A 23,832-nucleotide genomic window follows, 5' to 3' on the forward strand; every position below is an offset into this window, starting at 1 on the left:
CAGAAGTGAAGTTTATACATACAGCGGACTGGCACTTAGGAAAACTTGTTCACGGTGTTTATATGACAGAGGAACAGCGCGAGGTTTTGCTTCAGTTTACTAAAGTAGTAGAAGAAGAGAGACCAGATGCCGTAGTGATTGCTGGTGATCTATACGATCGGTCCGTGCCGCCAACGAGCGCTGTTGAATTATTAAATGAGATGTTATTTAAAATTAATGTAGAATTGGAGACACCGATTGTAGCGATTTCAGGTAACCATGATAGCTCTGAACGTCTTTCGTTCGGCTCCTCGTGGTTTCAGCATAGTCAGTTTTATTTAAAAGGAAAGGTCGATGATCAATTTTCACCTGTTCGGATTAATGAGGTGAACTTTTATTGTGTACCTTATGCAGAGCCAGGCACGATCCGTCAGCTGCTCGGAGATGATTCGATTCATACTCATCAAGACGCTATGAAATGTTTAATAGGCAGATTAGAAAAAGAAATGAATTATCGAGAAGTAAATATTTTCGTTGGTCATGCTTTTGTCCTTGGAGGAAAGACGACAGATTCGGAAAGAACGCTGTCCGTAGGAGGCTCGGGTTGTGTTGATGCCAGCTTATTCGCCCCGTTCCATTATACGGCACTTGGCCACTTACATAGTCCTGATGCGATTAAACATGAGAAAGTTCGTTATTCCGGTTCTTTGCTGAAATATTCATTTTCTGAAGTAAAGCAGCGTAAAAGTATTTCTATTGTGACGGTTGATGAAAGAGGAACCGTTTCAATCGAAGAAAAAACGCTTCGGCCAAAGAGAGATATGCGTGCGCTAGAGGGAACAATGGAAGAGCTGCTGGATCCTGCCCGTATCCAAAGAGAAGCTGCAGAAGACTATTTAAAAGTAACCTTGCTTGACCGAGGAGCTATTATTGATCCGATGGGGAAACTACGGCAGGCTTATCCCAATATTCTTCATCTTGAAAGGCAGATCGACATCATCGATCAGCGCAAAAGAGAAAGCTATGAAATGAATCGTGAAGAGAAAAAGTCTGATATTGCCCTTTTTGCTGATTTTTACAGTCAGATGACGACAGATAGTTTTACAGATGAAAAGAAAAAAATTATGGAGAAAGTTATTCAAGAGGCACAGCTGGAGGCGAATCAAAGATGAGGCCCGTTAAATTAATTATGCAGGCATTCGGCCCTTATGCAGGAAGAGAAGAGATTGATTTCAGAAAACTGGAGAATCGGACGATGTTTGTCATTTCAGGCAGAACTGGCTCCGGCAAAACGACTATTTTTGATGGCATTAGTTTTGCGATATATGGCCGGGCAAGTGGAGAAGAGAGAACAGGAACCGATCTCCGCAGCCAATTCGCCAAAGACAGCATGTTAACGGAAGTGCATTTGGAATTTTCTTTGAAGAATCGTCATTACCAAATCTATCGTGCCCCCCAGCAAGAGAAGAAAAAAGAGCGTGGCGAGGGGGTTCGGACGATTACGGCAAAAGCTGAACTTTACGAAATTAACGACCAAGGAGAAAAAAAGTTAATTGCTGCTAACGTTCGGGATGTAGATGAGAAAATTAAAGAAATCATTCAGCTTGATGCCAATCAATTTAGACAAATACTGATGATCCCACAAGGAGAATTTAGGAAGCTCCTGATCTCAGACAGTAAAGAGAAGGAAAAAGTACTGCAGCGTCTTTTTCACACTCAGTTTTATAAATTAATAGAAGATAAATTAAAGAAGCAAGCAGATGAATTAGGAAAGAAAGTGGAAAACGGACAAAAAGAGCGTGCTCAATTACTAGACAGTATTGAACCTTCAACTGCTGAAATGACAGAGCTGCTCAATCAAGAGCTCCGTAATGAAACAGCGATCCTTTCACAATTAAAAACAGATATTAACGTATTAACAGAAAAATTAACTGGGATGACTGAGACGATTGAACAGCAACAAAACGTCCGTGATGAATTAACGAGGAATATTCATCAAGCAAAGCATATTATTCAGCAGATCGCCCGTAAAGAGGAGTTAGAAGTTGAAAAAAAAGAGTTAGAAGCTAAAAAACCCGTAATAAATCAAAAGATAGAAGAAATTGAATGGGCAGAGAAGGCAGAAAAATTAGACCATCAGGAAGATTTATGCCGACAGTTAAAAAAACATCTTGATGACGATGAAAAAAGAGCGGAAGAAGCTCAGGCTGCCACAGCTGATTATCAAGTAACTCTAAAAAAAGCCGCACAACAATGGGAAGAAGAACAGGCTAGAGAAGCAGAGAGAAAGACAGCAGCAGAAGAGTTGAACAAGCTGCTAGCGCTGAAAGAGTCTATCTATTCTCTTGATGAAAAAAAAGCCGAGCTGAATCGCTTAGAGGTCCAAGTTAAGACATATGAAAAGAAAAGAGAATCGCTTGCTGCCCAGTCCATGACAATGGAAACAAGAATAGGAAAACTGGAAGAGGCACTAGCTTCACTAGATCATTGGCAGAAAGCTTTGTACGACGAAGAAAAGAAAAAGTATCAAGTGGAAGCCCAGATGAAATTAATTGAAAAAATAGCGAAGATTACAGAACGAATCACTCATCTAGAAGAGCAGGAACAACAGAACCAACAATTAAACGAAGAAAAAGAGCAAAAACTGCAAGCGGCAAGATTCCGTGTGGAACAGCTGGAGGGAGACTGGCAAAAACAACAGGCAGGTATATTAGCGCAATCACTTGTCGACGGTGAACCATGTGTTGTCTGTGGTTCTGCCAATCATCCACATCCGGCGAAAGCTCATGGAGATGCTCCGGAAAAAGAAGAAATTGAAGCAGCTAAACAAATAGTGGCACAAGTGGAGAAAGAGCTGCATGAAGCTGCTGGCGAACTTGCCCGCACTCAAATTCATCTGCAAAAAGAAAAAGAAGTGTTAGAAGAGCTTATGCAAGAAACAGTAGAAGCAGCTTTAAAAGTAGATTGGGAACATATAGCTGATCAAAAAGCGCAATTGGCAGCTAATCAAGCAGCTATTGAGCGGTCTATTCACCAGGCGAATGAACAGCTTTTGCAGAAAAAAGAGTGGTCCGAAGAACGCAATCAGTTGAATGGACAGTGGAAAGAGCTACGTGCAGAATTGATGACCTGTCAGCAAGAGGAGCTAAAAGCACGTGAAGTATATGCGGCCAAACAGTCACAGGTAGAAGACTTGCTGAAAACGATTCCTCTGCCGCTTCAACAAAGAAACGCTTATGAGCGAGCAGTAAAGCAGGCGGAAGAGAAAAATGAATCTTTAGCTAAGCGGTTAGAACAAGCTCTAAAAAGAAGGCAGGCTGCAGAAACAGCACTCGCCGCAGCAAAAGCTGGACTAAAGGAAATAGAAAGTACGATTGCTCAGCAAAAAGAGCGTTTAAATACTGAACGTATCCGGTTTAAACAGTTAATGGAGGAACACCAATTCCATGACTTTAAACATTACTCAGCTAGTAAACGGACGTCTGAAGAGCTCAAACAGCTGCAGCAGGATATCCATTCTTTTAATGAGCATTTCCGTTCTGTATCCGATCTATTGCAAGAGTTCACGGAGAGCCTTACTGGTATTGAGAAGCCGAATCTTTCCGCGTTAATGGCCAAAAAAGCTGAAGTTGATGAGCTGCTAGCGAATCAAGACAAGGAACGCCTAGCTCTTAACCATTTAATTATCAGCTGCAAGCGGATTGAAGAAAGAGTAGAAATAATTAATAAACACTTACGAGGGCTAGAACAAGACTATAGCTTAATTGGTCATCTTTATGATATAACGCATGGGAAGAATGTGCATAAACTAACATTTGAAAGATATGTGCTCGCTTCTTTTCTTGATGATATTTTAGTTGTAGCCAATGAACGCCTCGTTAAAATGACGAGCGGCCGTTACACGATGCATCGTAAAACAGACCGGGCCAAAGGAAATGCCCAAAGTGGTCTTGAATTGCTTATTTTTGATCAGTACACTGGCCAAGAAAGACACGTAAAAACGCTGTCGGGCGGTGAAAGCTTTAAAGCGGCATTAGCACTTGCTCTCGGTTTGGCAGAGATCGTGCAACAGTATGCCGGCGGTGTCTCCTTAGAAACGATGTTTATTGATGAAGGATTCGGTACGCTTGATCCTGAGTCGCTGGATCAAGCCATTGAAGCACTGATGGAGATCCAAGATTCTGGCCGGCTCGTCGGTGTTATTTCCCATGTGCCGGAGCTTAAAGAAAGAATCGACGCTCGGCTTGAGGTCATGACTACACAAAGCGGCAGCTATACACAGTTTCAATTATCGCTTTCCTCTCCGCAAATGGTCTAAATGGACAGGGCTGTTCATAAATTATTCAAGATAATAAAGGGCTTCCCGTTGTATTTATTGTCCATATGCCATAACATTACGTTAGACTAATTAGAAAATTGCAGGAGGGAAAACAGTTTGAAGCACTTGCGTTCTTTTTTTATCGTAGCTGCGCTTTCGGTTGTGTTACTTATCGCTGGCTGTGGCAAGAAAGAGTTTGAAAGTAATATGGATGTCAAAATGCAAAACTTTGAACATACAAATCAAAATAATAAAAAAGTGGGTTTGAACGATTTAAAAGGGAAAGTATGGCTCGCTGATTTAATTTTTACTAGCTGCACGACAGTGTGCCAACCAATGACAAAGAATATGGCGGATCTTCAAAAAATGCTGGAGAAAGAAGGGGTAGAGGATTATCATATCGTTTCTTTCAGTGTAGACCCGGAAGTTGATACACCTGAAAAGCTAAAGGATTACATTTCTCACTTTGAAGTTGATGAGAAAAAATGGGATTTACTTACAGGGTATGATCCGGAATACATTCGTGAGTTTGCAGAAAAAAATCTTCAAACACTAGCAGTTCCTGACCCGAACTCGAACCAAGTCATGCACGGTACAAGCTTTTATTTAGTGAATAAAGAAGGCACAGTAGTGAAAAATTATAGCGGGGCAGAAGAAGTTCCTTTTGAAGAGATTGTTCAAGATGTGAAGACTTTGGTTGAACAAGACTAAGTTTTCTGTTATGGGAGAAGGTTGTTTCAGCTGTTTAGCTATGGAAACGGCCTTCTTTATTTTGTTGGATTTTGACAGATAAAGCGAAAAAATAGTGAAAAAATCATTTGATAAAATAAAAACAAGACTTGACTTTGTAAAATTAACAAAAAATTCACAATCGTTTAATTGATTTTTTTCTTCATTTTGGGTAAGATAGTTACACAGAAGTTTTTCTGAAAATTTTAAAAAGGGGTGAAATTTATGAACTATGGCGTTTATAAGTTTGGTTCGTTTAACCAAGTGAAGTGTGAGTGCGGGTGGGAAGGAGTCCGTGCTGACTTGAAAAAAGCCTTTGTTGTGCTTGAGCAAACGAAGTGCGGCTCCATTTTCGACGCAGAAGACGTGTATATTTGCCCGAATTGCGACTCACGAAAATATTAATATTCTCCCGATCACTAGCCTTCTAGTATTCATTTCCCATTCACCTGCCAATTTAGCAGATTGTCTGCTAATCTTATAATTTCAGCATTTTAACGGAGTATGCCCATTCCCGGCAGCTCCGTTTTCCTGTTAAAGGGAAATATATCTTTTAACATAGGCTCTGTTTTACTTCGTTGTAGATTTTCGCTGCAGGCGAATGCCTTCCATTACCTTTGGTGAAGCTTTAAAATAAAAAGTTTTATAATTGAATGGATTATTCAGTTAAAAAGAGCTTTCAAGCAGAGCTGTCTAATAATATAATGTTTGTACAGAATGAAACTATAGAAAGAAAGTGGTTAGGTGGAAAAATTAACTGGAAATTTTTTCTCTAAAGAATATGAATCTCTTGAAGTACTCGCTGATTTAATCAGTGAAGAACTCGAGTGTCCAATTACTATAGAGGATAATAATCACCGCATTATCGCCTATAGCCGACATGAGGATGAAGTGGATCCTGTTAGGATTGCGACTATTATGCGCAGGCGTGTGCCGGAAAATGTTATAAATAGTTTATGGAAGGTTGGCGCTATACCGAAGCTATTTGAAACAGAAGAACCGGTGATCGTTCCTAAAATTGACCAGGTAGGAATAGGAGAACGTGTAGCTATTTCGGTGCGGAAGAATAAGGAAGTAGTAGGCTTTATTTGGGCGCATCCGCGCAAGCCGTTTAATGAAGAAAAAATCCTCATCTTGCAGGAAGCAGCCAAGGCAGTAAAAAATCAGCTTATTCAACGTCAAAAGCAGAAAACGGAAACGGAAAAGAATTATGAAGAACTTTTTTGGAAGCTGCTAACAGGTCACTTCACCCGGCTTAGAGACTTGGAACAAGTAAATGAGCGGTACAATCTTATGTTAAAAGGGCAGTTGGCTGTCGTTATTTTTGACTTTTTAAAGCCCATTAGTCAACCTGTTGAACAGCAAACGAATTATCTAGTGGAAACGATGCAGCAGCTTCCTATCGTAGCAAGAACATTTGATAATGGACAATTGATTTTATTAGTAAGACTGCCTGATAAGGATCAAGAACAGGCTATTTCTGATTTTGTCAACAATTTGACAGCTAAAATTAAGGAACGTCAGAAAATCTCAGGAATTGTTGCAGCTGCAGGCAGTACAACTGATAATCCGCTAGAGTTAGCGAAAAGCTATCAGGAAGCATTATATGTATTGAAAGTCAAACAGCAGTTTCCATTAGCCGCTGCCTCCATTTTTAGCTATGAAAAACTCGGTGTGTTTCAATTTATTGAAGACCTTGCTGTGATTAGAAAGAAATCTGGCTATAAAAATCCAGCAATCGAAAAGTTGAGTAACTATGATCGAGACCATCATGCTAACTTGCAGGAAACGATTTTTGTTTTCTTACAGCACGACGGAAATGTGAATGATGCAGCAAAAGCATTACATATCCATGCTAACACGCTTGCTTATCGATTAAAGAGAATAGCAGAGATAGCGGGGATTAACTTAAAAGACGCTAATCAAAAAATTACTTTATATTTAGATTTACTCATTCAACAATTAGAGGAATAAAGTTTGTAGAAAAACACAAAAACATCTCTCTGAATTTTCTATTTACAATGATGAAATAATGCCAAATTTATCATAATATAGACGTATATTGAAAAGAAGGGGAGATGTTAAGATGATTATTGGTGTTCCTAAGGAAATAAAAAACAATGAAAACCGCGTTGCAATCACGCCAGCTGGTGTTACTACTCTAGTGAATGCTGGACATACAGTATTAGTAGAAAAGGATGCGGGTCTTGGAAGCGGTTTCACTAACGAAGAGTACCAAGAATTTGGTGCACAACTAATCGATTCAGCTAAAGATTTATGGGCTCAAGCAGAAATGGTATTAAAAGTAAAAGAGCCAATTGAGTCGGAATACCAATATTTCCGTAAAGATTTATTGTTATTTACGTATCTTCATCTCGCAGCGGAACCGGCTTTAACAAAGGCGCTAGTAGAAAATGGGGTAACTGGTGTTGCTTATGAAACAGTGTCAGTGAATCGCACTCTTCCTTTACTTTCACCAATGAGTGAAGTGGCAGGCCGTATGGCAGCGCAAATTGGTGCTCAATTCCTTGAGAAAAACAAAGGCGGCAAAGGTGTCCTTCTTGGTGGAGTACCGGGAGTAAAGAAAAGTAGAGTGACTGTAATCGGCGGCGGTATGGTTGGAACAAACGCAGCAAAAATTGCATCCGGCCTTGGAGCCGAAGTCACAATCATTGACTTAAGCGCAGATCGTCTTCGTCAGCTTGAAGATATCTTTGGCTCAAGTGTGCAAACATTAATGTCCAGCCCAGTGAATATCGCTGAATCAGTGAAAGAATCTGATCTTGTTATTGGAGCGGTATTAATTCCGGGTTCAAAAGCACCTAAGCTTGTTACAGAAGAAATGGTCAAAGCAATGTCCCCAGGATCTGTAATCGTAGACGTAGCAGTAGACCAAGGTGGTATTTTTGAAACAGTTGATCACGTAACAACACATGACAACCCAACTTATGAAAAACACGGCGTTGTACATTATGCGGTTGCTAACATGCCTGGAGCAGTTCCACGTACGTCTACAGTGGCATTAACGAATGTTACAATTCCTTACGCTTTACAAATTGCTAATAAAGGATTTAACCGAGCTATTCAGGACAACCCTGCATTAAAACTTGGTGTAAATACTTATAAAGGTCATGTAACCTATGAAGCAGTAGCTAAAGATCTTGGTTATGAATTCAAAGCAGTAGAAGAATTAGCGTAATGATAAAAAACCTGTCGTTGTTTGACAGGTTTTTTTTTAACCTTACAAATGTATCAATTCTGTTAAATACTGTAAAGTCTAACTTTTTAGCAAGGCCGCTATGGTATAATTTTTATTAGATGGCAAATGCGATTAGTAAAAGGCTAGGTGATGAAAAATATTTGGCAAACGCTCTTTTATTAAAACAACTTATTTTACAAAACTCTTTCCTCTAACTATTCTCGTTATGTTTCTTTTTTTTGGGCCGCTCTTTTATTATTATACAGATTACAAGGTTGAACAGGCTTACGCAGATAAACTAAAAGTCATTTATCAGTTAATGGATAGGAATGCATTCAAGGCAGAAACAATTGTTTCCAGCTATTCAAGTGGACAAGGGGTAGTCAGTCGTTATGGAGAAGGGATTGTAGCTGGAAAAAACAATTCTTTTGAATATGTTCAAGATGAGCAAATAGTTCAGTCGTTAGAGCAGGAATCAGCAAAATGTCATGATTTATTATCCGAGTTGCCGGATCCGCCTAAAGAAATGATGGAAGCCTATTCAGCGCTGCTTGATGCCCATATCACTTATAAGCAATATATTCGGTTAGCCTTGCATCCCCAAGAACCATCTGCTAAGTTTGTTCAAAAAGAAAGAAAATTAAAACAAGAGCTGAACAGTAGTTTAGCTCTTGTGAAAAATAGTATAACACAACTGTAGAAAGAGCGATCTCGTGATGATCGCTCTTTCTTCATAGCTTACTTCATCACTTAGCTGGGATATTGAGGGCCTTTAGCTGCGTTAAAATGGAAGATTGGTCTCCAATAATAATTTTTGGCTGCTTAGACGGATCAATCCAGCGCATAACATTTAATAGTTGTTTCTCACTGAGAGCCACACATCCGGCTGTTGGACTCGTAGACTGGCGCCATCTGTGGAGAAAGATCGCACTGCCTTTGCCTTTAATGACAGGGGTGCGGTTGTAATTAATAATGACGGCATATTTGTATAAATAATGGTTCATCCGTTCATAAGATTTCCAACGTTTATTAGGATTTCCCCTATAATATACCCACTTATTATAGTCAGGCGAAGTTGGATCATCTATCCAATAATGATAGTTATTCGTCTGAGTGTAGCGCATTTTTAGATTAGCCGGTTTAGAAGCAAACCCAAAGCTTTCACCAATAGAGAATAAGCCAACAGGCGTCCGGCCATCTCCCTCTTTCTTTGAGCTAGACAAGCCATTCTTTCCGATAACAGCAGCCGATTTATGAACTTGTACCCATTTGTTTCCTCTCTTTTCGTATGTCCGCAGCAAAGCCTGGTAACTGTTTGTTTTTCCTTCCACTACAATGAACTGATGGCTGTCTTGGACAAGAGATAATTGTTCTGTTAGCTTTTTTTCAAAAGTAGGGCTGTCAGCAGCGGCAGGCAAAGAAGGAAATAAAAAGACGAAGCAGACAACGGATAAAATCGGTACCAATAATTTCTCCATATGTTCCTCCTGTTTTTAACTATTATACTATGATGCTAACAGCAGAGGTACCAAAAATGGAATAAAAAACAACAGCCCTAGGGCTGTTGCAAGTAGACCTTATTTTATTTATCTCAACCTTTAAAGCCGGTATTTGCTTTTACAGACACCTCAGCAAACTTGCGGGCATCCGCTTTAGCAGAAAGTACAGTGCCGATATATCCAGCAAGGAATCCGGCTGGAATTGAAACGATCGCTGGATTCGTTAACGGGAAGATCGGATTGCCGACAAGAATAGCTGTTCCTTCTGGACCTAATACGTTGGGGCTAATTGCTACTAAGATAAGAGCTGAAAGCAGTCCTGTTAACATGGCAGAGACGGCACCCGTTGTATTGAAGCGCTTCCAATAAATTGTGTATAAAATAACAGGAAGATTGGCACTAGCTGCGACACAAAAGGCAAGGGAAACGAGGAAGGCCACGTTCATTTTTTGTGCAAACAAAGCGAGTACAATGGAAAAGATAGCGACTGAAATGGACGCATAGCGAGCAGCGAGCATTTGCTGTTTTTCAGTAATCTGTCCTTTTTTAATAATTTGACCATAAATATCATGGGCAAAGGCGGAAGCACCTGATAAGACCAGTCCGGCTACTACAGCCAGGATAGTAGCAAACGCTACGGCAGATACGAATGACATGAGCATATCCCCGCCTAACGCTTGGGCAAGCAAAGGTGCTGCCATATTTCCTGCGGCGTTAGCAGCAATGATTTCATCAGCCCCTACAAAAGCTGCCGCACCGAAACCAAGGAAAATGGTAAGGATATAGAAGACACCGACAATCCAAGTGGCGTAAATAACAGAGCTTCTTGCTGTTTTTGCATCTTTTACAGTAAAGAAGCGCATGAGAATATGTGGAAGTCCAGCTGTACCAAATACTAAAGCCATGGTGATGGACATCGTATCAATGGGGTCTTTGTATTTGATTCCGGGGTTCAAGTAGTTTTCCCCATGTGAAGTAGCTGACTTCATATCAGAGAACATTTCGAAAATATTAAAATGAAATTTCATTAGTACGAGAACAGAAATGATAACGGTTCCAATCATTAGCAGTACAGCTTTAATGATTTGTACCCAGCTCGTGGCGGTCATTCCTCCAAACAGTACGTAAACAGTCATCATGACACCAACAATTAAGACAGCAATCCAATAATCAATCCCTAATAGCAACTGGATGAGCGCACCTGCTCCGACAAGTTGGGCGATCATATAAAAGATTACGATCGTAATCGTACTGAGAGCTGCAGTAGCCCTTATTTTCTTCTGGTCAAAGCGGGCATTAATCATATCTGCCAGTGTGTATTTACCTAAATTACGAAGTGGCTCAGCTACTAGATAAAGCACAACCAAATAGGCAACGAGGTAGCCGATACTAAAAAAGAAACCATCAAAGCCATTGAGAGCAATAGCTCCAGCTATTCCAAGAAAGGATGCTGCTGACAAATAATCTCCAGCAATAGCTAATCCATTTTGCCAGCCGGTAAGCCCGCCGCCCGCCGTATAAAATTCACTTGCAGTATTCGTCCGTTTGGCAGCAAAGTAAGTCACTACAAGTGTTAATCCAACTATTCCAACGAAGAAAGCTAATCCAATGATACTCATAATGATTAATCTCCTTTTCTCTCTACTTGAAAATCACTTAAAATATCATCAGACATTTGATCAAATTGATTGGCTTTTTTTACATAAATCATACTAAGGGACCAAGTCATGATAAATTGAGCAAAAGCGAAAACCCAGACCCATGAGATAGAACCGATCGCCGGTTTGTTCAAGATAGTTGAATAGGATGTAAGAAGCGGCAATGAAAAATAAAATAGCAGAAAGAAGATCGAAAGAGGGACAAGAAACTTATTTTTCGTTTTGACCATGTGCTTAAATTTTTTGCTTTCGGCAATCTTTTCGTAAGTAGTTTTCTCTTCGGTGAGTGGTAAGGGGGTTAATTTTTGATTTCCCATGAACATCCTCCTAAAGTGAATTTCCTGAAATTATTTAAATTTCAGAATTATAAACCAATTTTAAGAAATTTTTCCTTGTTTCGCAATATCTTCAAGAAAAACAGACTAATTAGTTTTAGACATGATTCGACAATCACTTGTTTATAAGCGATTTTCTTGGCGTTAATGTCTTCTTCTGTTATTTTGATATATAATAATAATCAAGTATCTTGAATAGATTGGACGGATTAATAATGATAGAAGGCCGACAATTGGCACATTCACTTGTGTCTCTTAAAGGAACTCATTTACGATTTGTATATGTCATACTGCATAATTTAAACTTTTGGGATCTCGTTTCTTCCAAAACAAAAGATCTTGTCACGAAAGAGCAATCTGCTCATTTTTATGATTGGCTGAAGCGGGAAGCAGACAAGTTAAATGTAGTGGAAGACCAAGAGCTGCAATTAGACTTATTGCTAGAGTTAAGCAAAACGCTTAAGCTTTCCATGCGTCTGCTTGATGATCCGTATAAAGTCGTGAAACAATGCGATGAAATTGTAGAAGAGGCTTTCCAACAGCTTCAAAAACAATATAAAGATTTTTCGAGTGTGTTTGAGCAGTTTGCCAATAAGAATAAAGTAGAGTTTCTAGTTCATTGGGAAATGACACAACTATATGTCCATATGAATGCCCAGCAATCGAAAAATGATAAAGAAGCACCAACCGTTATTTGGGTAGAAGAGATTTTAAAATTTGTTGAGCATATGCCTTCCTACCAGCAGGAGCAGGTTAAGGACCGTATTCATGTAGCAGAGTGGACAGCAGAAGAGCTACAGTTGCTTTTAATACAAGATCCTTTTTCTGTCTTCACAGCAATTGTCGAAAAAACAGGATTCGGCTTTTATAAATATTTGCTTCAATGCTTCGCAACAAAACGGCCTGCAGCTGTTCTTGAACCACAGGAAGCGGCTTATTTTTCATGGATGATGAATCCAGACTTACTCTTATCGCTTATTTTTAAAGGAGATGGCATTCTGTATCGCTATCAAAATTTGCTGTTTAATAAAGGATTGCTTCCTATGGTTTTACTGGAAACGATCTTGCCTTATTTAGCAGACAAAGAAACAGAAGAAGAGGAAGACGAGGAGCTTGCTGTCGTTACCTACTCTTGGAACAAGCGGTTTGCCGAATACAGAAAGATGCTCCGCTCGGTAAATGAAATGGTACAAAAACAAAATGACTGGAAAAAAGGACTCGACATTTTACGCGAGGAATTAAAGGAAGCGGAAGCTGTATTCCGTCAAACAGAAACCTATAATCTGCAGCTCCATGAACAATTAACCCAGCTCTTAAAGCAGGATCCGGCTCGCCCTTATTTCGGTGAACTTAGTGTGAAAAACAACCGTTTGCAAGAGGATTTAAAGAAAATTGAATCAAAATTAGCAAAACAGGAAAACATAAAAAAAGGGATTATTGGGTCTGTTACTACCTTTATTAAATCCAGTTACCACCAAACGACAAAAGCACAAGTTGAAAAGAAAATTGATAAATTGTTTGATGAGATGACAGCGTTAGTATTGGATAAATACCATGATTATGAACCAAATCTCATACAGGAAATTCATCGTTCTAATGCTGAACTGTCAGAACTCAATCTTAATAAGCAAGAGATTCAGCGTAAAATTGAAAAGTTTACAGAAAAATTAGCAGAGGTCAGAAAACAAGAAAAACAAATGAGAAGCGCTATTGCTGAGGCGGAAAAGCGAACGCATGGATTGGCGCAGTTGTATAAGAGTGAAATGGAAAAAGAAAGAACTTCCTATGTTAATGAGCTATAATCATAGGCAAAGTATGTTTTCAACATCTCAGGTTGATTGAAAACATGTATCTTTTAAAGTGTAAAAGCCTGGCAAGGAGTGGAATGATCATCAAGGCCGCAAGTATTGGGCAGCCCGGGCGAGTAACGAAGAAAGAGAGGATTTGTCAACAGCCTGAAAGCTCTGCCAGCATTAGCCGGTAGAGCTTTTTCATCCTTAGAAAAGCTCGCTTCACTTGATTGATTCTTGAATTTTTGTTAGGGTTATAAAGGTTGTCGAATAAGCGCAGAGAAAGTCTGCATCCATACTGCCCATTCCCATGTGCATTACTCAGCTTAAGAAAGGAAAGGAGAATTTTGTGCAAAAAATTTCAAATGTATTTTGGATTACCCTCGCATTAGTGCTCGCTTCTGTTGTATTTGGTGTTGCAGCGCCAAGTACATTTGAGCAAGTAACAAGCAACGTTCAAACGTTTATTACATCAGCTTTTGGCTGGTATTATTTAATCTTAGTTTCGATTATTGTATTATTTTGTTTACTATTAATCTTTAGCCCTGTAGGAGCTATCAGGTTAGGCAAGCCTGGAGAAAAGCCCGATTATTCCACTTCTACATGGTTTGCTATGCTGTTTAGTGCAGGTATGGGAATAGGCTTAGTATTTTGGGGGGCAGCAGAGCCCTTGAGCCACTTTGCAATTGATCCTCCTTTAGCAAAAGCAGGATCAGATGCAGCGATAAAAGAATCAATGCGTTATACATTTTTTCATTGGGGCATTCATGCCTGGGCTATTTATGCTGTTGTGGCACTGGCGTTGGCCTACTACCAGTTCCGTAAAGGGGAGCCTGGCTTAATCAGTGCTACACTTGTGCCTATTCTAGGAAAGAAGGCAAGGGGACCGCTCGGTACAGCTATTGATGTAATGGCTGTATTTGCGACAGTAGTAGGAGTAGCTACAACGCTTGGCTTTGGTGCAGCCCAGATTAATGGCGGCCTTTCTTACTTGTTCGGTATACCAATTAATTTCTTCGTTCAATTGCTTATTATTATCATAGTGACCATTTTATTTATGGCGTCTGCTATGAGTGGATTAGGAAGAGGAATTAAAATATTGAGCAATGCGAACATGTTCTTAGCCATTGCTTTGTTGGCACTTATGCTCATCCTTGGTCCCACTCTGTTTATTATGAATTTATTCACTGATACACTGGGCGCCTACCTGCAAAATTTAGTGACGATGAGTTTTCGGATTGCGCCTTTAAATGAAGAGCATCGAACCTGGATTAACGGCTGGACTATTTTCTATTGGGCCTGGTGGATTTCATGGTCGCCATTTGTTGGCATCTTTATCGCTCGTGTATCTAAAGGAAGAACGATTCGGGAGTTTTTAATTGGCACTCTCATTATGCCAGCGCTTGTGAGCTTTTTGTGGTTTGCCGTGTTTGGCTCCGCAGCGATCGACCTGCAAATGTCTGGAGCTGTAGATTTAACGAAGCATGCGACTGAAGAAGTGCTATTTGCGGTTTTTCATAGTTTTCCATGGTCTGCTGTTCTGTCGGTAGTAGCCATTGCTTTAGTCAGTACATTCTTTATTACATCAGCAGATTCAGCCACCTTTGTACTGGGAATGCAAACAAGCCACGGTTCACTTACCCCTCCAAATCGGATAAAGCTCGTCTGGGGTGTGGCTCAATCGCTTGTAGCGGTTATTCTCTTATACAGTGGAGGGCTGCAGGCACTGCAAAATGCTCTTATTATAGCTGCCCTTCCATTCTCAGCGATCATGATATTGATGATGGTGTCATTATATCGATCATTAGCGAAAGAAAGAAAAGAGATGGTAAAGGCCCTTCATCCTTCTAAAAAGTAACGTTTTAAAGAGGACCGTTCTGCCGGATGCAGAGCGGTCCTTTTTTTGCTCGGTATCGTTATTGCTTGCAGATTCCTCTATAGTTCTCTAATATAAATGACGAATCGACTTTCTAGTAGGGAGAACAGCATGAAGAAGAGGAAGCTTAAAAAATCGGTAAAAAGAAAATTATTTTTTTTGTTATTTATGATTGTGATGATATACGCCGCGCTTCATCAACAGGGCGGTCCTGCAAATACAGCTATTGAACCATCCATCCCAAAGGAATTTATCCCCATATATCAAGCGGCAGAGAAGGAATATGGTGTGCCATGGCAGTTGTTGGCGGCCCACCACCGAGTAGAGACTAAGTTTTCGAAAATGGATCCTATGATCTCTCCCGTAGGAGCGGAGGGGCCGTTGCAATTTATGCCGTGTACGTTTGTAGGCTGGAGCCACCCATCATGCAGCGGACTCGGAAAAGGAGATATTCCTGAAAAAGACAAGGTTAACCCTGCCGTCATTAAAAAGTATGGAGGGTATGGAGTTGATGCAAATGGTGATGGAAAAGCAGATCCTTTTGATGTGGAAGATGCCATTTTTAGTGCAGCTGCTTACTTGAGGGCACATGGAGCAGCTGATGGCCAGTTGAACAAGGCCATTTACTCTTATAATCATAGTGAAAAGTATGTAGAAGAAGTGCTGCACTATTTTTATGCCTATACAGCTAATAAATAGAGAAATGAGGAAAACAGATTTATTATGAGCAGATTTATATTAATTTTATGCCTGGCTATTTTATTTATTATGAGCGGCTGTGCGGCTGGAGAACAGCCAGCAGATACTTCAAAACAATCCCCAGAAAGCACAGAGAATGTTCAAAAACAGGAGCATTCATCTTCAGAAGCCTATGAAGGCGAAACGGAATCTAAGAATCGTCTAACAGGCACTGTCGTGTATGTAGTTGATGGAGATACTTTTGATGTTAAGCTATCGAATGGTAAAAAAGAACGAGTCCGAATGACGCTCGTGGATACGCCTGAAACGAAGCATCCACGTCTAGGAGTCCAGCCTTTTGGTCCAGAAGCTTCGGCTTTTACGAAAAAACTGTTAACAGGTCAGGATGTATCTTTAGAAATGGACGTGCAAGAGCGTGACCGTTATGGCCGGGTGCTTGCCTATGTATGGCTCGATGGGCAGCTTGTGAATGAGCAGCTGATTGCAAAAGGACTAGCACGGGTAGCAATCTTTCCACCAAATACGAAATATGTTGACCGCTTTGAGAAAGTGCAGCAAAAAGCACGTGAGCAACGGCTCGGCATTTGGTCAGTGGAAGATTATGTGACGGATCGCGGGTATAATGCAGAGCCTTCTAAAAAAGAAGAGAGTGCCTCTCCGGCGGGTAACTGTCAAATCAAAGGCAATATTTCGAGTTCAGGTGAAAAAATTTATCATGTGCCTGGAAATCAGTCATATGAAATAACGAAGCCGGAACAAATGTTTTGTACGAAAGAGGAAGCAGAAGCGGCTGGTTTTAGAGCAGCTAAAAGATAAGAAAGGATCACCTGCACTTTTTTCCCTATGAGGCATAAGATGGTATGACAAAATAAAATAGGGGAGGGGTACATGATGAGTAAACCTAACAAGCCAGAACAAAGAGAGGGCATGACAGAGCAAGAACGTCAGGAGCGGTTGCAGCGTGTTCATGAATTTTGGTGGGGGAGAAGACCGCCAGCCAGAGAAGAAGAGGAAAAAGGAAAAAAGCAATGACTTTACAAAACGGCCTTGATAGGTCGTTTTTTTTGTATTGATTAATGAAAGTGCCTTCTTTCACGAACTGAGCATCCACTTCAGTCATCAGACGAGAATGGGGATAGGAAGTCTTTGCAATGAGAGAATGGTGAAAAGCTAAACAAGAAGATCATTTCTTTCCATGAGAGAATGCAATAACACTTATCACATAATCAAAATAATAACGAATGAAAACTGTGATACGTTTAATTTAACTAATACGGAGGTGATCGGATTGGAAGCACGAAAATTACAACCTGCTCCACAAGAGAGACCAGCACAAAAAAGTAAGTTCCAAAGAGTGATAAAAGGGGTTGCCTTAACTTTACTTATCGCTATTACAGCGGGCTTCATTGCCAAGCTGCCATTTTTTCAAATTATGGGGATCATGATTTTATCTATTTTGATCGGTATGGTTTGGAAAAACACAATTCAAGTTAAGCCTGATTATCAAGAAGGCATTCAATTTAGCAGCAAAGTGCTGCTGCGGGCAGGGATTATTTTACTCGGTTTCCGTTTAAACTTGCTCGATATCGCAGCAGCCGGTTACGCTGTATTGGCAACAGATGTGCTTGTTATTACGTTTACAATGTTATTTATTCTTTTGCTAGGCAAGGTATTCAAGCTAGACAAACATTTATCGATGTTAATTGCAGCAGGTACAGCAATTTGCGGTGCAGCTGCCATTATTGCTGTAGCACCGATCATCAAAAATAAACAAGAACATACAGCGATTGCTGTTTCTTGTATTGCTATTTTAGGGACAGTCGGTGCACTGATGTATATTTTCTTATTTCCCTATTTGCCCATTAGTAAGTATGAGTATGGTGTATTAACAGGAGCGACCCTTCACGAGCTTGCCCATGTTGTGGCAGCAGCTGTGCCAGGAGGAGCGGAAAGCAGCCAGTCTGCTGTCATCGTAAAGCTTGGAAGAGTGCTCTTATTAATACCTGTCGCCCTATTAATTAGTTTTATTATGAATAGAAAAGAATTGGCGGAGAAGGGGCTAAAAAGCTTGCCGATTCCTTGGTTTATTTTTGGTTTTCTATTTGCTGGCTTTATTAATACGCTTCAAATCGTTCCCGAAAGCATCGTCACCTATTTACTACTATTAAGCGTATACTTGCTTGCAATGGGAATGGCGGGGCTTGGATTGAATGTGAATTACAAAGATTTTGCAAAGGAAGGATTGAAGCCAGTAGGGGTAGCAGTCGCGGGTTTTGCAGGACTGTTAGCGCTCTCTCCTTTGATTTTATTTATCTTTCGTATGATTTAAGTAAAAAATCCCCTGGTGTTCATTTATAATGAAAGAGGGAACAGAGGGGAGCGGAAAAATGAATCTAGAGTATTTGCGATTATTTTATGCAGTAGCAAACAACAAAAACTTTTCGCAGACGGCAAAGGAGCTGCATATCTCTCAGTCATCTGTCAGTCTGCAAATTAAACATTTAGAAGAGATGCTGCAAACTAAACTATTTGAACGCACAACGAAAAAAGTCGAATTAACACCGGCTGGACAAATACTATATAAGAAAGCGAAGAAATTGCTGTTCTTAATGAATGAGATTCAAAATGAACTGCAGGAGCTAAAGGGAGAAGTAGCCGGCCATTTAAATATTGGAGCCAGCCTTACCATCGGTGAGCACGTTCTCCCATTTTTAATTGCCAATTATAAAAAGCTTTATCCGCTCGTTGATGTCCACTTAAAAATGTGTAACTCCGAACAAATTATTGAAAAGCTTTATAAACACGAACTAAATTTGGGGTTTATTGAATCGATGCTGTCTTACCCTAATTTGAAACAAGTGCCGTTTCAAGAAGATGAATTAATTTTGATCGCTTCTTGTTCTTCCAACATTATCGAAGGAAACAGCATATCAAAAGAAGAACTGGTTTCGCTGCCCTTCATTATTAGGGAGAAAGGTTCTGGAACGAGACAAGTCATCGAAGGCAGCTTAAGAAAAAATGAAGTAAATCCTGATAATTTAAGAACAGTATTGGAGTTGGAACATACTGAATCTATTAAGAGTGCAGTAGAGGCAGATATCGGCATCTCTATTATTTCAAAGTCAGCTGTAAAAAAAGAATTGCAGCTGGGCACTTTAAAAGAAGTAAAGATTGATGGAGTGAAATTAACGAGACAATTTTATATGGTTTATTTTGAAGAGGCATTGCAGCTAACAAGCGAGAAGTTAATTGAGCTTGTTTTCTCACAGTCTAGCAGTGCATGTCATTAACAGGTGTCGACAAAATTCTATCTAGGAATTTTGTCGACACCTGTTTTTGTGCAGGATAATTTTACAAATTTGTGAAATCGTCATAAGATGGAGAGAAGGAAAGTTTAGCATGTAAAATGAAAAGGGCACTTTGTTTGTAATCTAGGGTCACTATTTTTTTGTAAAAGTAAAAACTAAAGGGAAAGGGGTATTCATGTGGAGAAGCTAAATCCAAAAGATCCGGTGCCGCTTCATATTCAACTAAGAAACAAAATAGAAGGGTTGATTAATGAGGGCCACTATCGCAACAAAATTCCGAGTGAGCGGCAGTTAATGGATGAATATGAAGTGAGCAGAAGTACGGTAAGAGAGGCGGTTGCTCATCTTGTTCGGGAAGGCATCGTGGAAAAAATTCATGGAAAAGGTACCTTTATTTCATCAAAAGCAATTCAAGATTGGCTTGGCTCCTTAACGAGTACAACTGAAACGATACGGAAAATGGGCATGGAGCCCGGAGCTAAGCTTGTTACGCACGGAGTGGTGAACCCGCCTGATGACATTGTTGAAGCTACGGGTCTTAAAATAGCCTATTTTATCAAAAGGGTCCGATACGCTAACGATATTCCGCTGGCGATCGAAGTGCAATATTATCCTGTCGAAATCGGCAGTAAATTAGCTGAGCTTGATATTGATAAGGGAACTCTTTTTGATTTGATGGAAGAAAATCTCGGTATTCAATTTGCTGAGGCTGAGCAATTGATCACAAGTGGCTTTTTAAGTGCCGAGGACGCTGAGCTGTTAGAGGTTCCAGACTCATTTAATGTGTTAAACACAGAGCGGAAACTGATAGATCACTCTGGGAAGCTACTTGAATATTATGTTGCTTCTTTCCGATCAGATATGTATTCATTCCGAATGAAATTAAGCAAAAAGAATAGTTAGCTAGAGGGCAGCCGTACAAAGTGCAAGTCTGCTCTCTGACGGTCATCCCTTTATTCTTTGTCTATTAAAAATGCAGATAAGTATAAAGAGAATTTTCAATAAATAATATTTTTAGAATTGATTGAATATTTTCAAAACGTGTGTTTTAATATAAATAACAACAAGGACATACACAAACTGGTACGGACGACCTGATGACAGGATGTGACAAAAAGGAACAAGGGGGAGACGGGGGAAGCACTTATAAAAAAGCGTCGTTCTGGTAAATTCGCTGCAGCAGCAGCTGAGTTTAATAGATAAGCTAGTGATCAATAACTGGTTAAAGGGGGCAAACATGATGACTCAATTGGAAGTCAAAGATAATCAAAAGCTGATTGAACAGGATAACAATCACTTATGGCATGCGATGAGCCGACACGTAGAAGGCGGCAAGCCAATGATTGCTGAATCAGGCGAAGGAGCTTGGTTCACGGACCTTGAAGGAAAACGCTACTTAGATGGTGTTTCAGGGCTATGGTGCTTGAATTTAGGCCACGGACGTGAAGAGATTGTGGAAGCAGCTGCAGAGCAAATGAGAAGGCTTTCTTATTTCCCGCTTACGCTGAGCCATCAGCCGGCGATTGAGCTATCCGCAAAGATTAGTGAATTGTTAGGGGACTCATATAAAACATTTTTCTCAAATAGCGGATCGGAAGCAAATGAAACCGCCTTCAAAATAGCCCGGCAATATCATCAGCAAAACGGAAACCCGGGGAAATATAAATTCATTTCCAGATATCGGGCTTACCATGGATCGACTCTTGGAGCGATGAGCGCTACAGCTCAGGCGAATAGACGAGTAAAGTACGATCCAGGTGCGCCAGGTTTCCTCCATGTTCCGCCTCCTTACAGCTATCGCTGCCCATTTGGAGAGGAAGTAACAAATTGCGACAAAGTAGCTGCAGACCAAATTGATCAAATGATTACATGGGAAGGCGCTGAAACTGTAGCTGCGGTCATTATGGAGCCGTTTATTTCGGGGGGCGGAGTCATTGTTCCTTCAGGCGAATATATGCAAAGAGTAGCTGAGATTTGTAAAAAGCATGATGTGCTTCTCATCGTCGACGAAGTCGTTTCAGGCTTTGGGCGCACAGGCAAAATGTTCGGCTTTATGCATTCAGAAGGTGTACAGCCGGATATCGTAACAATGGCGAAAGGACTTACTAGCGGATACTTGCCGCTTGGCGCAACTGCGGTACATTCCCGCATTTATGAAAAATTTAAAGCAACAGGTGCCGACAATCACTTCCGTCATGTTTCTACATATGGGGGACATCCGGCAAGCTGTGCAGTGGCACTGAAAAATATTGAAATCATTGAAAGAGAAAACATTGTTGAAAGAGTGGCCCGACTTGGCGAAACCATTTTAGGCAAGTTGAATGAACTGGCTGACCATCCTTTTGTCGGTGAAGTGCGTTCTAAGGGATTCTTATACGGGGTGGAGCTAGTAAAAGACAAGTCAACAAAAGAACCGATTGCTGATGAGGTGATTGGCGGCATTGTGGCTAAATGTAAAGAAAAAGGCTTGATTATTGGCCGAAATGGTGACACTGTGCCAGGCTTTAATAACGTTCTAATTGTGGCACCGCCGCTTTCTTCTACAGAAGAGGATTTACATTTCGTCGTCAACACTATTTTTGAAGTTTTTAATGATACTAAATAATTTTATTTATATAAAATAATTAACGAAGAGAAGGGTTGGATTGTAAATGGCAAAAGCAGAAAAAGAATTAGAAGTATTGCAAACAAAAAAACTTAAAATGACACCGAGTGAGGCAATTGTTGAAACGCTTCTTGCAGAAGGCATCGATCAAATGTATGGAATTTTAGGATCAGCGTTTATGGATATGCTTGATTTGCTGCCAACTGCCGGCATCAAATTCATCCCTGTCCGCCATGAGCAAAGTGCTGGCCATATGGCTGATGCTTTCACTCGAGTAACTGGAAAAGCTGGAGTTATTATCGGCCAAAACGGACCTGGTATTACAAATATGGTTACATCCGTTGCTTCTGCAAATATGGCTCATACACCGATGATTATCATTGCTCCAACTGCTGGTACGAAGACAATTGGATGGGATGGTTTCCAGGAGTGTGACGAAGCTTCTGTATTCGAAAAAATCACAAAAGCAACTGTAAAAGTAACTCACCCAAGCCGCGTGGCAGACTGCTTGCGTACAGCTTTCCGTCTTGCTTATGCAGAAAGAGGACCAGTTCTTTATCATATCCCACGTGATTATTTCTACGGAGAAATCGAAGATTATATCCTAGAGCCTTCTCAATACCGTGTTGAGAAAAAAGGATTTGGTGATTCTAAAGCAATTGATGAAGCTGTTGAATTGTTACTGCAAGCTAAGAAACCTGCAATTATTTCAGGCCGTGGCGCAGTAGATGCGAATGCAATAGACACAGTAGTAGAACTTGCTGAGTACCTATCCGCACCAGCAGCTGTTTCATACATGCACAATGATGCATTCCCTTGCGATCATGAGCTTGCAGTTGGACCAATCGGTTACATGGGATCAAAAGCAGCTATGAATTCACTGAAAGATGTTGATGTTCTTTTAGCAATTGGTACGAGATTGTCTGTTTTCGGAACACTGCCATGCTATGATATTGACTATTTCCCTAAAAACGCTAAAATTATTCAAATTGACATCAACCACCGTAACATTGCAAGAACGCATCCTGTAGCAGTGGGCGTTTTAGGCGATGCACAAGATGCAAGCCTTGAAATTTTAAAACGCTTAAAAGAAAAGCGTGAGACAAACGAGCGCAATGAACAACGTATTCAAGAAATCGCTGCACTTAAACAAGAGTGGGAGCAAGAGCTTGTAGATCTTGCAATGGTACCAGGAAACCCAATGAACCCAAGAAGAGCGCTATTAGAAATTTCTCGCGCGATTCCAGAAACGGCAATTGTAACATCTGATATCGGTAATACGTCTTCAACAGCTAATGCTTATTTGAAATTTACACAACCACGTAAGCATATTGCTGCATTAACATTTGGAAACACTGGTTTTGCTTATCCTTCAGCCATTGGAGCAAAATTAGCTGCACCTGATTGCCCAGCTCTTGCCATCGTAGGGGACGGCGCATGGGGTATGAGCTTGCATGAAGTAAGTACGGCTGTTGAACAAAAACTACCTGTTATTGCTTGCGTATTTAATAACGGTGCATGGTGTGCAGAAAAGAAAAACCAAGTAGACTTCTACAACAACCGTTTTGTTGGAGCTGATATTGAAGGACCAAATTTTGCTGAAGTAGCACAGAGCATGGGGGCAGAAGGCGTTCGCGTAGATAACCCGGAAGATCTTCAAAAAGCGCTTGCTGCTGCGTTGAAATCTGATAAACCAACAGTTATTGATATTTTAGTAGACGGCACTCAGTTAGCGCCGCCATTCAGAAAAGACGCACTGCAAATGCCAACTCGTCTTCTTGAAAAGTATGCGCATCTCGATCACAAAAACTGGTAATCAAAAAAGGGGCTTTTTCTA

At 40.4% G+C, this 23,832-nt stretch carries 20 protein-coding genes; 17 read left to right on the forward strand and 3 right to left on the reverse strand.

Annotated elements, in window-relative coordinates:
- The first annotated feature begins 5 nt into the window (after positions 1-5).
- The 7 genes from AC623_RS06750 (at position 6) to AC623_RS06780 (ending at position 8,925) form a co-directional block, all read left to right on the forward strand.
- Positions 6-1,151, forward strand: coding sequence for an exonuclease SbcCD subunit D (locus AC623_RS06750; protein WP_049661706.1), 1,146 nt, complete (start codon positions 6-8; stop codon positions 1,149-1,151).
- A complete protein-coding gene (locus AC623_RS06755; protein WP_049661707.1) occupies positions 1,148-4,297 on the forward strand; it encodes an AAA family ATPase in 3,150 nt (1,049 codons plus the stop codon). The genes AC623_RS06750 and AC623_RS06755 overlap by 4 nt, the downstream gene beginning before the upstream one ends.
- 117 nt (positions 4,298-4,414) lie before the next feature.
- Positions 4,415-5,008: an SCO family protein gene (locus AC623_RS06760; protein ID WP_049661708.1), complete on the forward strand. Its 594-nt coding sequence runs from the start codon at positions 4,415-4,417 to the stop codon at positions 5,006-5,008.
- 243 nt (positions 5,009-5,251) lie between these two features.
- Positions 5,252-5,431 (forward strand): hypothetical protein, encoded by a 180-nt coding sequence (locus tag AC623_RS06765; protein WP_049661710.1) that lies wholly within the window; start codon positions 5,252-5,254, stop codon positions 5,429-5,431.
- A 339-nt stretch (positions 5,432-5,770) separates the two neighbouring features.
- Complete coding sequence (locus tag AC623_RS06770) at positions 5,771-7,000, forward strand: PucR family transcriptional regulator (protein WP_049661711.1); 1,230 nt, start codon at positions 5,771-5,773, stop codon at positions 6,998-7,000.
- A 112-nt stretch (positions 7,001-7,112) separates the two neighbouring features.
- Positions 7,113-8,225, forward strand: a complete 1,113-nt coding sequence (ald, locus tag AC623_RS06775) for an alanine dehydrogenase (protein WP_049661713.1) — start codon at positions 7,113-7,115, stop codon at positions 8,223-8,225.
- Between the two features lie 226 nt (positions 8,226-8,451).
- On the forward strand, positions 8,452-8,925 hold the full coding sequence (locus tag AC623_RS06780; RefSeq protein ID WP_049661714.1) for a hypothetical protein: 474 nt from the start codon (positions 8,452-8,454) through the stop codon (positions 8,923-8,925).
- A gap of 46 nt (positions 8,926-8,971) precedes the next feature.
- Here AC623_RS06780 and AC623_RS06785 read toward each other — a convergent pair whose 3' ends face one another.
- From AC623_RS06785 to AC623_RS06795, 3 genes are all read right to left on the reverse strand, one after another.
- Positions 8,972-9,703 (reverse strand): L,D-transpeptidase family protein, encoded by a 732-nt coding sequence (locus AC623_RS06785; protein ID WP_082174342.1) that lies wholly within the window; start codon positions 9,701-9,703, stop codon positions 8,972-8,974.
- A gap of 113 nt (positions 9,704-9,816) precedes the next feature.
- The gene (locus AC623_RS06790) at positions 9,817-11,343 is read right to left on the reverse strand and encodes a solute symporter family protein (RefSeq protein WP_049661717.1); all 1,527 of its coding nucleotides are present in this window, start codon (positions 11,341-11,343) and stop codon (positions 9,817-9,819) included.
- A gap of 5 nt (positions 11,344-11,348) precedes the next feature.
- On the reverse strand, positions 11,349-11,699 hold the full coding sequence (locus AC623_RS06795; RefSeq protein WP_049661719.1) for a DUF485 domain-containing protein: 351 nt from the start codon (positions 11,697-11,699) through the stop codon (positions 11,349-11,351).
- A 251-nt stretch (positions 11,700-11,950) separates the two neighbouring features.
- Here AC623_RS06795 and AC623_RS06800 point away from each other — a divergent pair, with 251 nt between their 5' ends.
- The 10 genes from AC623_RS06800 (at position 11,951) to xsc (ending at position 23,811) form a co-directional block, all read left to right on the forward strand.
- Positions 11,951-13,519, forward strand: a complete 1,569-nt coding sequence (locus AC623_RS06800; RefSeq protein WP_049661721.1) for a hypothetical protein — start codon at positions 11,951-11,953, stop codon at positions 13,517-13,519.
- Positions 13,520-13,856: 337 nt separating this feature from the next.
- Entirely contained in the window at positions 13,857-15,365 is a 1,509-nt protein-coding gene (locus tag AC623_RS06805; RefSeq protein ID WP_049661723.1) for a glycine betaine uptake BCCT transporter, read from the forward strand.
- A 129-nt stretch (positions 15,366-15,494) separates the two neighbouring features.
- Positions 15,495-16,082 (forward strand): lytic transglycosylase domain-containing protein, encoded by a 588-nt coding sequence (locus AC623_RS06810; RefSeq protein WP_049661725.1) that lies wholly within the window; start codon positions 15,495-15,497, stop codon positions 16,080-16,082.
- Positions 16,083-16,106: 24 nt separating this feature from the next.
- Entirely contained in the window at positions 16,107-16,898 is a 792-nt protein-coding gene (locus AC623_RS06815; RefSeq protein ID WP_049661726.1) for a thermonuclease family protein, read from the forward strand.
- Between the two features lie 75 nt (positions 16,899-16,973).
- Positions 16,974-17,114 carry a hypothetical protein gene (locus AC623_RS21360; RefSeq protein ID WP_156187002.1) on the forward strand — a complete coding sequence of 47 codons (141 nt, stop codon included), beginning with the start codon at positions 16,974-16,976 and terminating at the stop codon, positions 17,112-17,114.
- Positions 17,115-17,370: 256 nt separating this feature from the next.
- A complete protein-coding gene (locus AC623_RS06820; RefSeq protein WP_231603389.1) occupies positions 17,371-18,411 on the forward strand; it encodes a YeiH family protein in 1,041 nt (346 codons plus the stop codon).
- Positions 18,412-18,469: 58 nt separating this feature from the next.
- The gene (locus AC623_RS06825; RefSeq protein ID WP_049666338.1) at positions 18,470-19,372 is read left to right on the forward strand and encodes a selenium metabolism-associated LysR family transcriptional regulator; all 903 of its coding nucleotides are present in this window, start codon (positions 18,470-18,472) and stop codon (positions 19,370-19,372) included.
- 195 nt (positions 19,373-19,567) lie between these two features.
- Positions 19,568-20,293, forward strand: coding sequence for a GntR family transcriptional regulator (locus AC623_RS06830; RefSeq protein WP_049661728.1), 726 nt, complete (start codon positions 19,568-19,570; stop codon positions 20,291-20,293).
- 334 nt (positions 20,294-20,627) lie between these two features.
- Positions 20,628-21,995: an aspartate aminotransferase family protein gene (locus tag AC623_RS06835; protein WP_231603390.1), complete on the forward strand. Its 1,368-nt coding sequence runs from the start codon at positions 20,628-20,630 to the stop codon at positions 21,993-21,995.
- A 46-nt stretch (positions 21,996-22,041) separates the two neighbouring features.
- Positions 22,042-23,811: a sulfoacetaldehyde acetyltransferase gene (gene xsc / locus AC623_RS06840; protein ID WP_049661731.1), complete on the forward strand. Its 1,770-nt coding sequence runs from the start codon at positions 22,042-22,044 to the stop codon at positions 23,809-23,811.
- Positions 23,812-23,832: the final 21 nt, after the last annotated feature.

Origin of the sequence: Bacillus sp. FJAT-27231, assembly GCF_001183975.1 — a bacterium.
Classification (GTDB): domain Bacteria; phylum Bacillota; class Bacilli; order Bacillales; family Domibacillaceae; genus Pseudobacillus; species Pseudobacillus wudalianchiensis.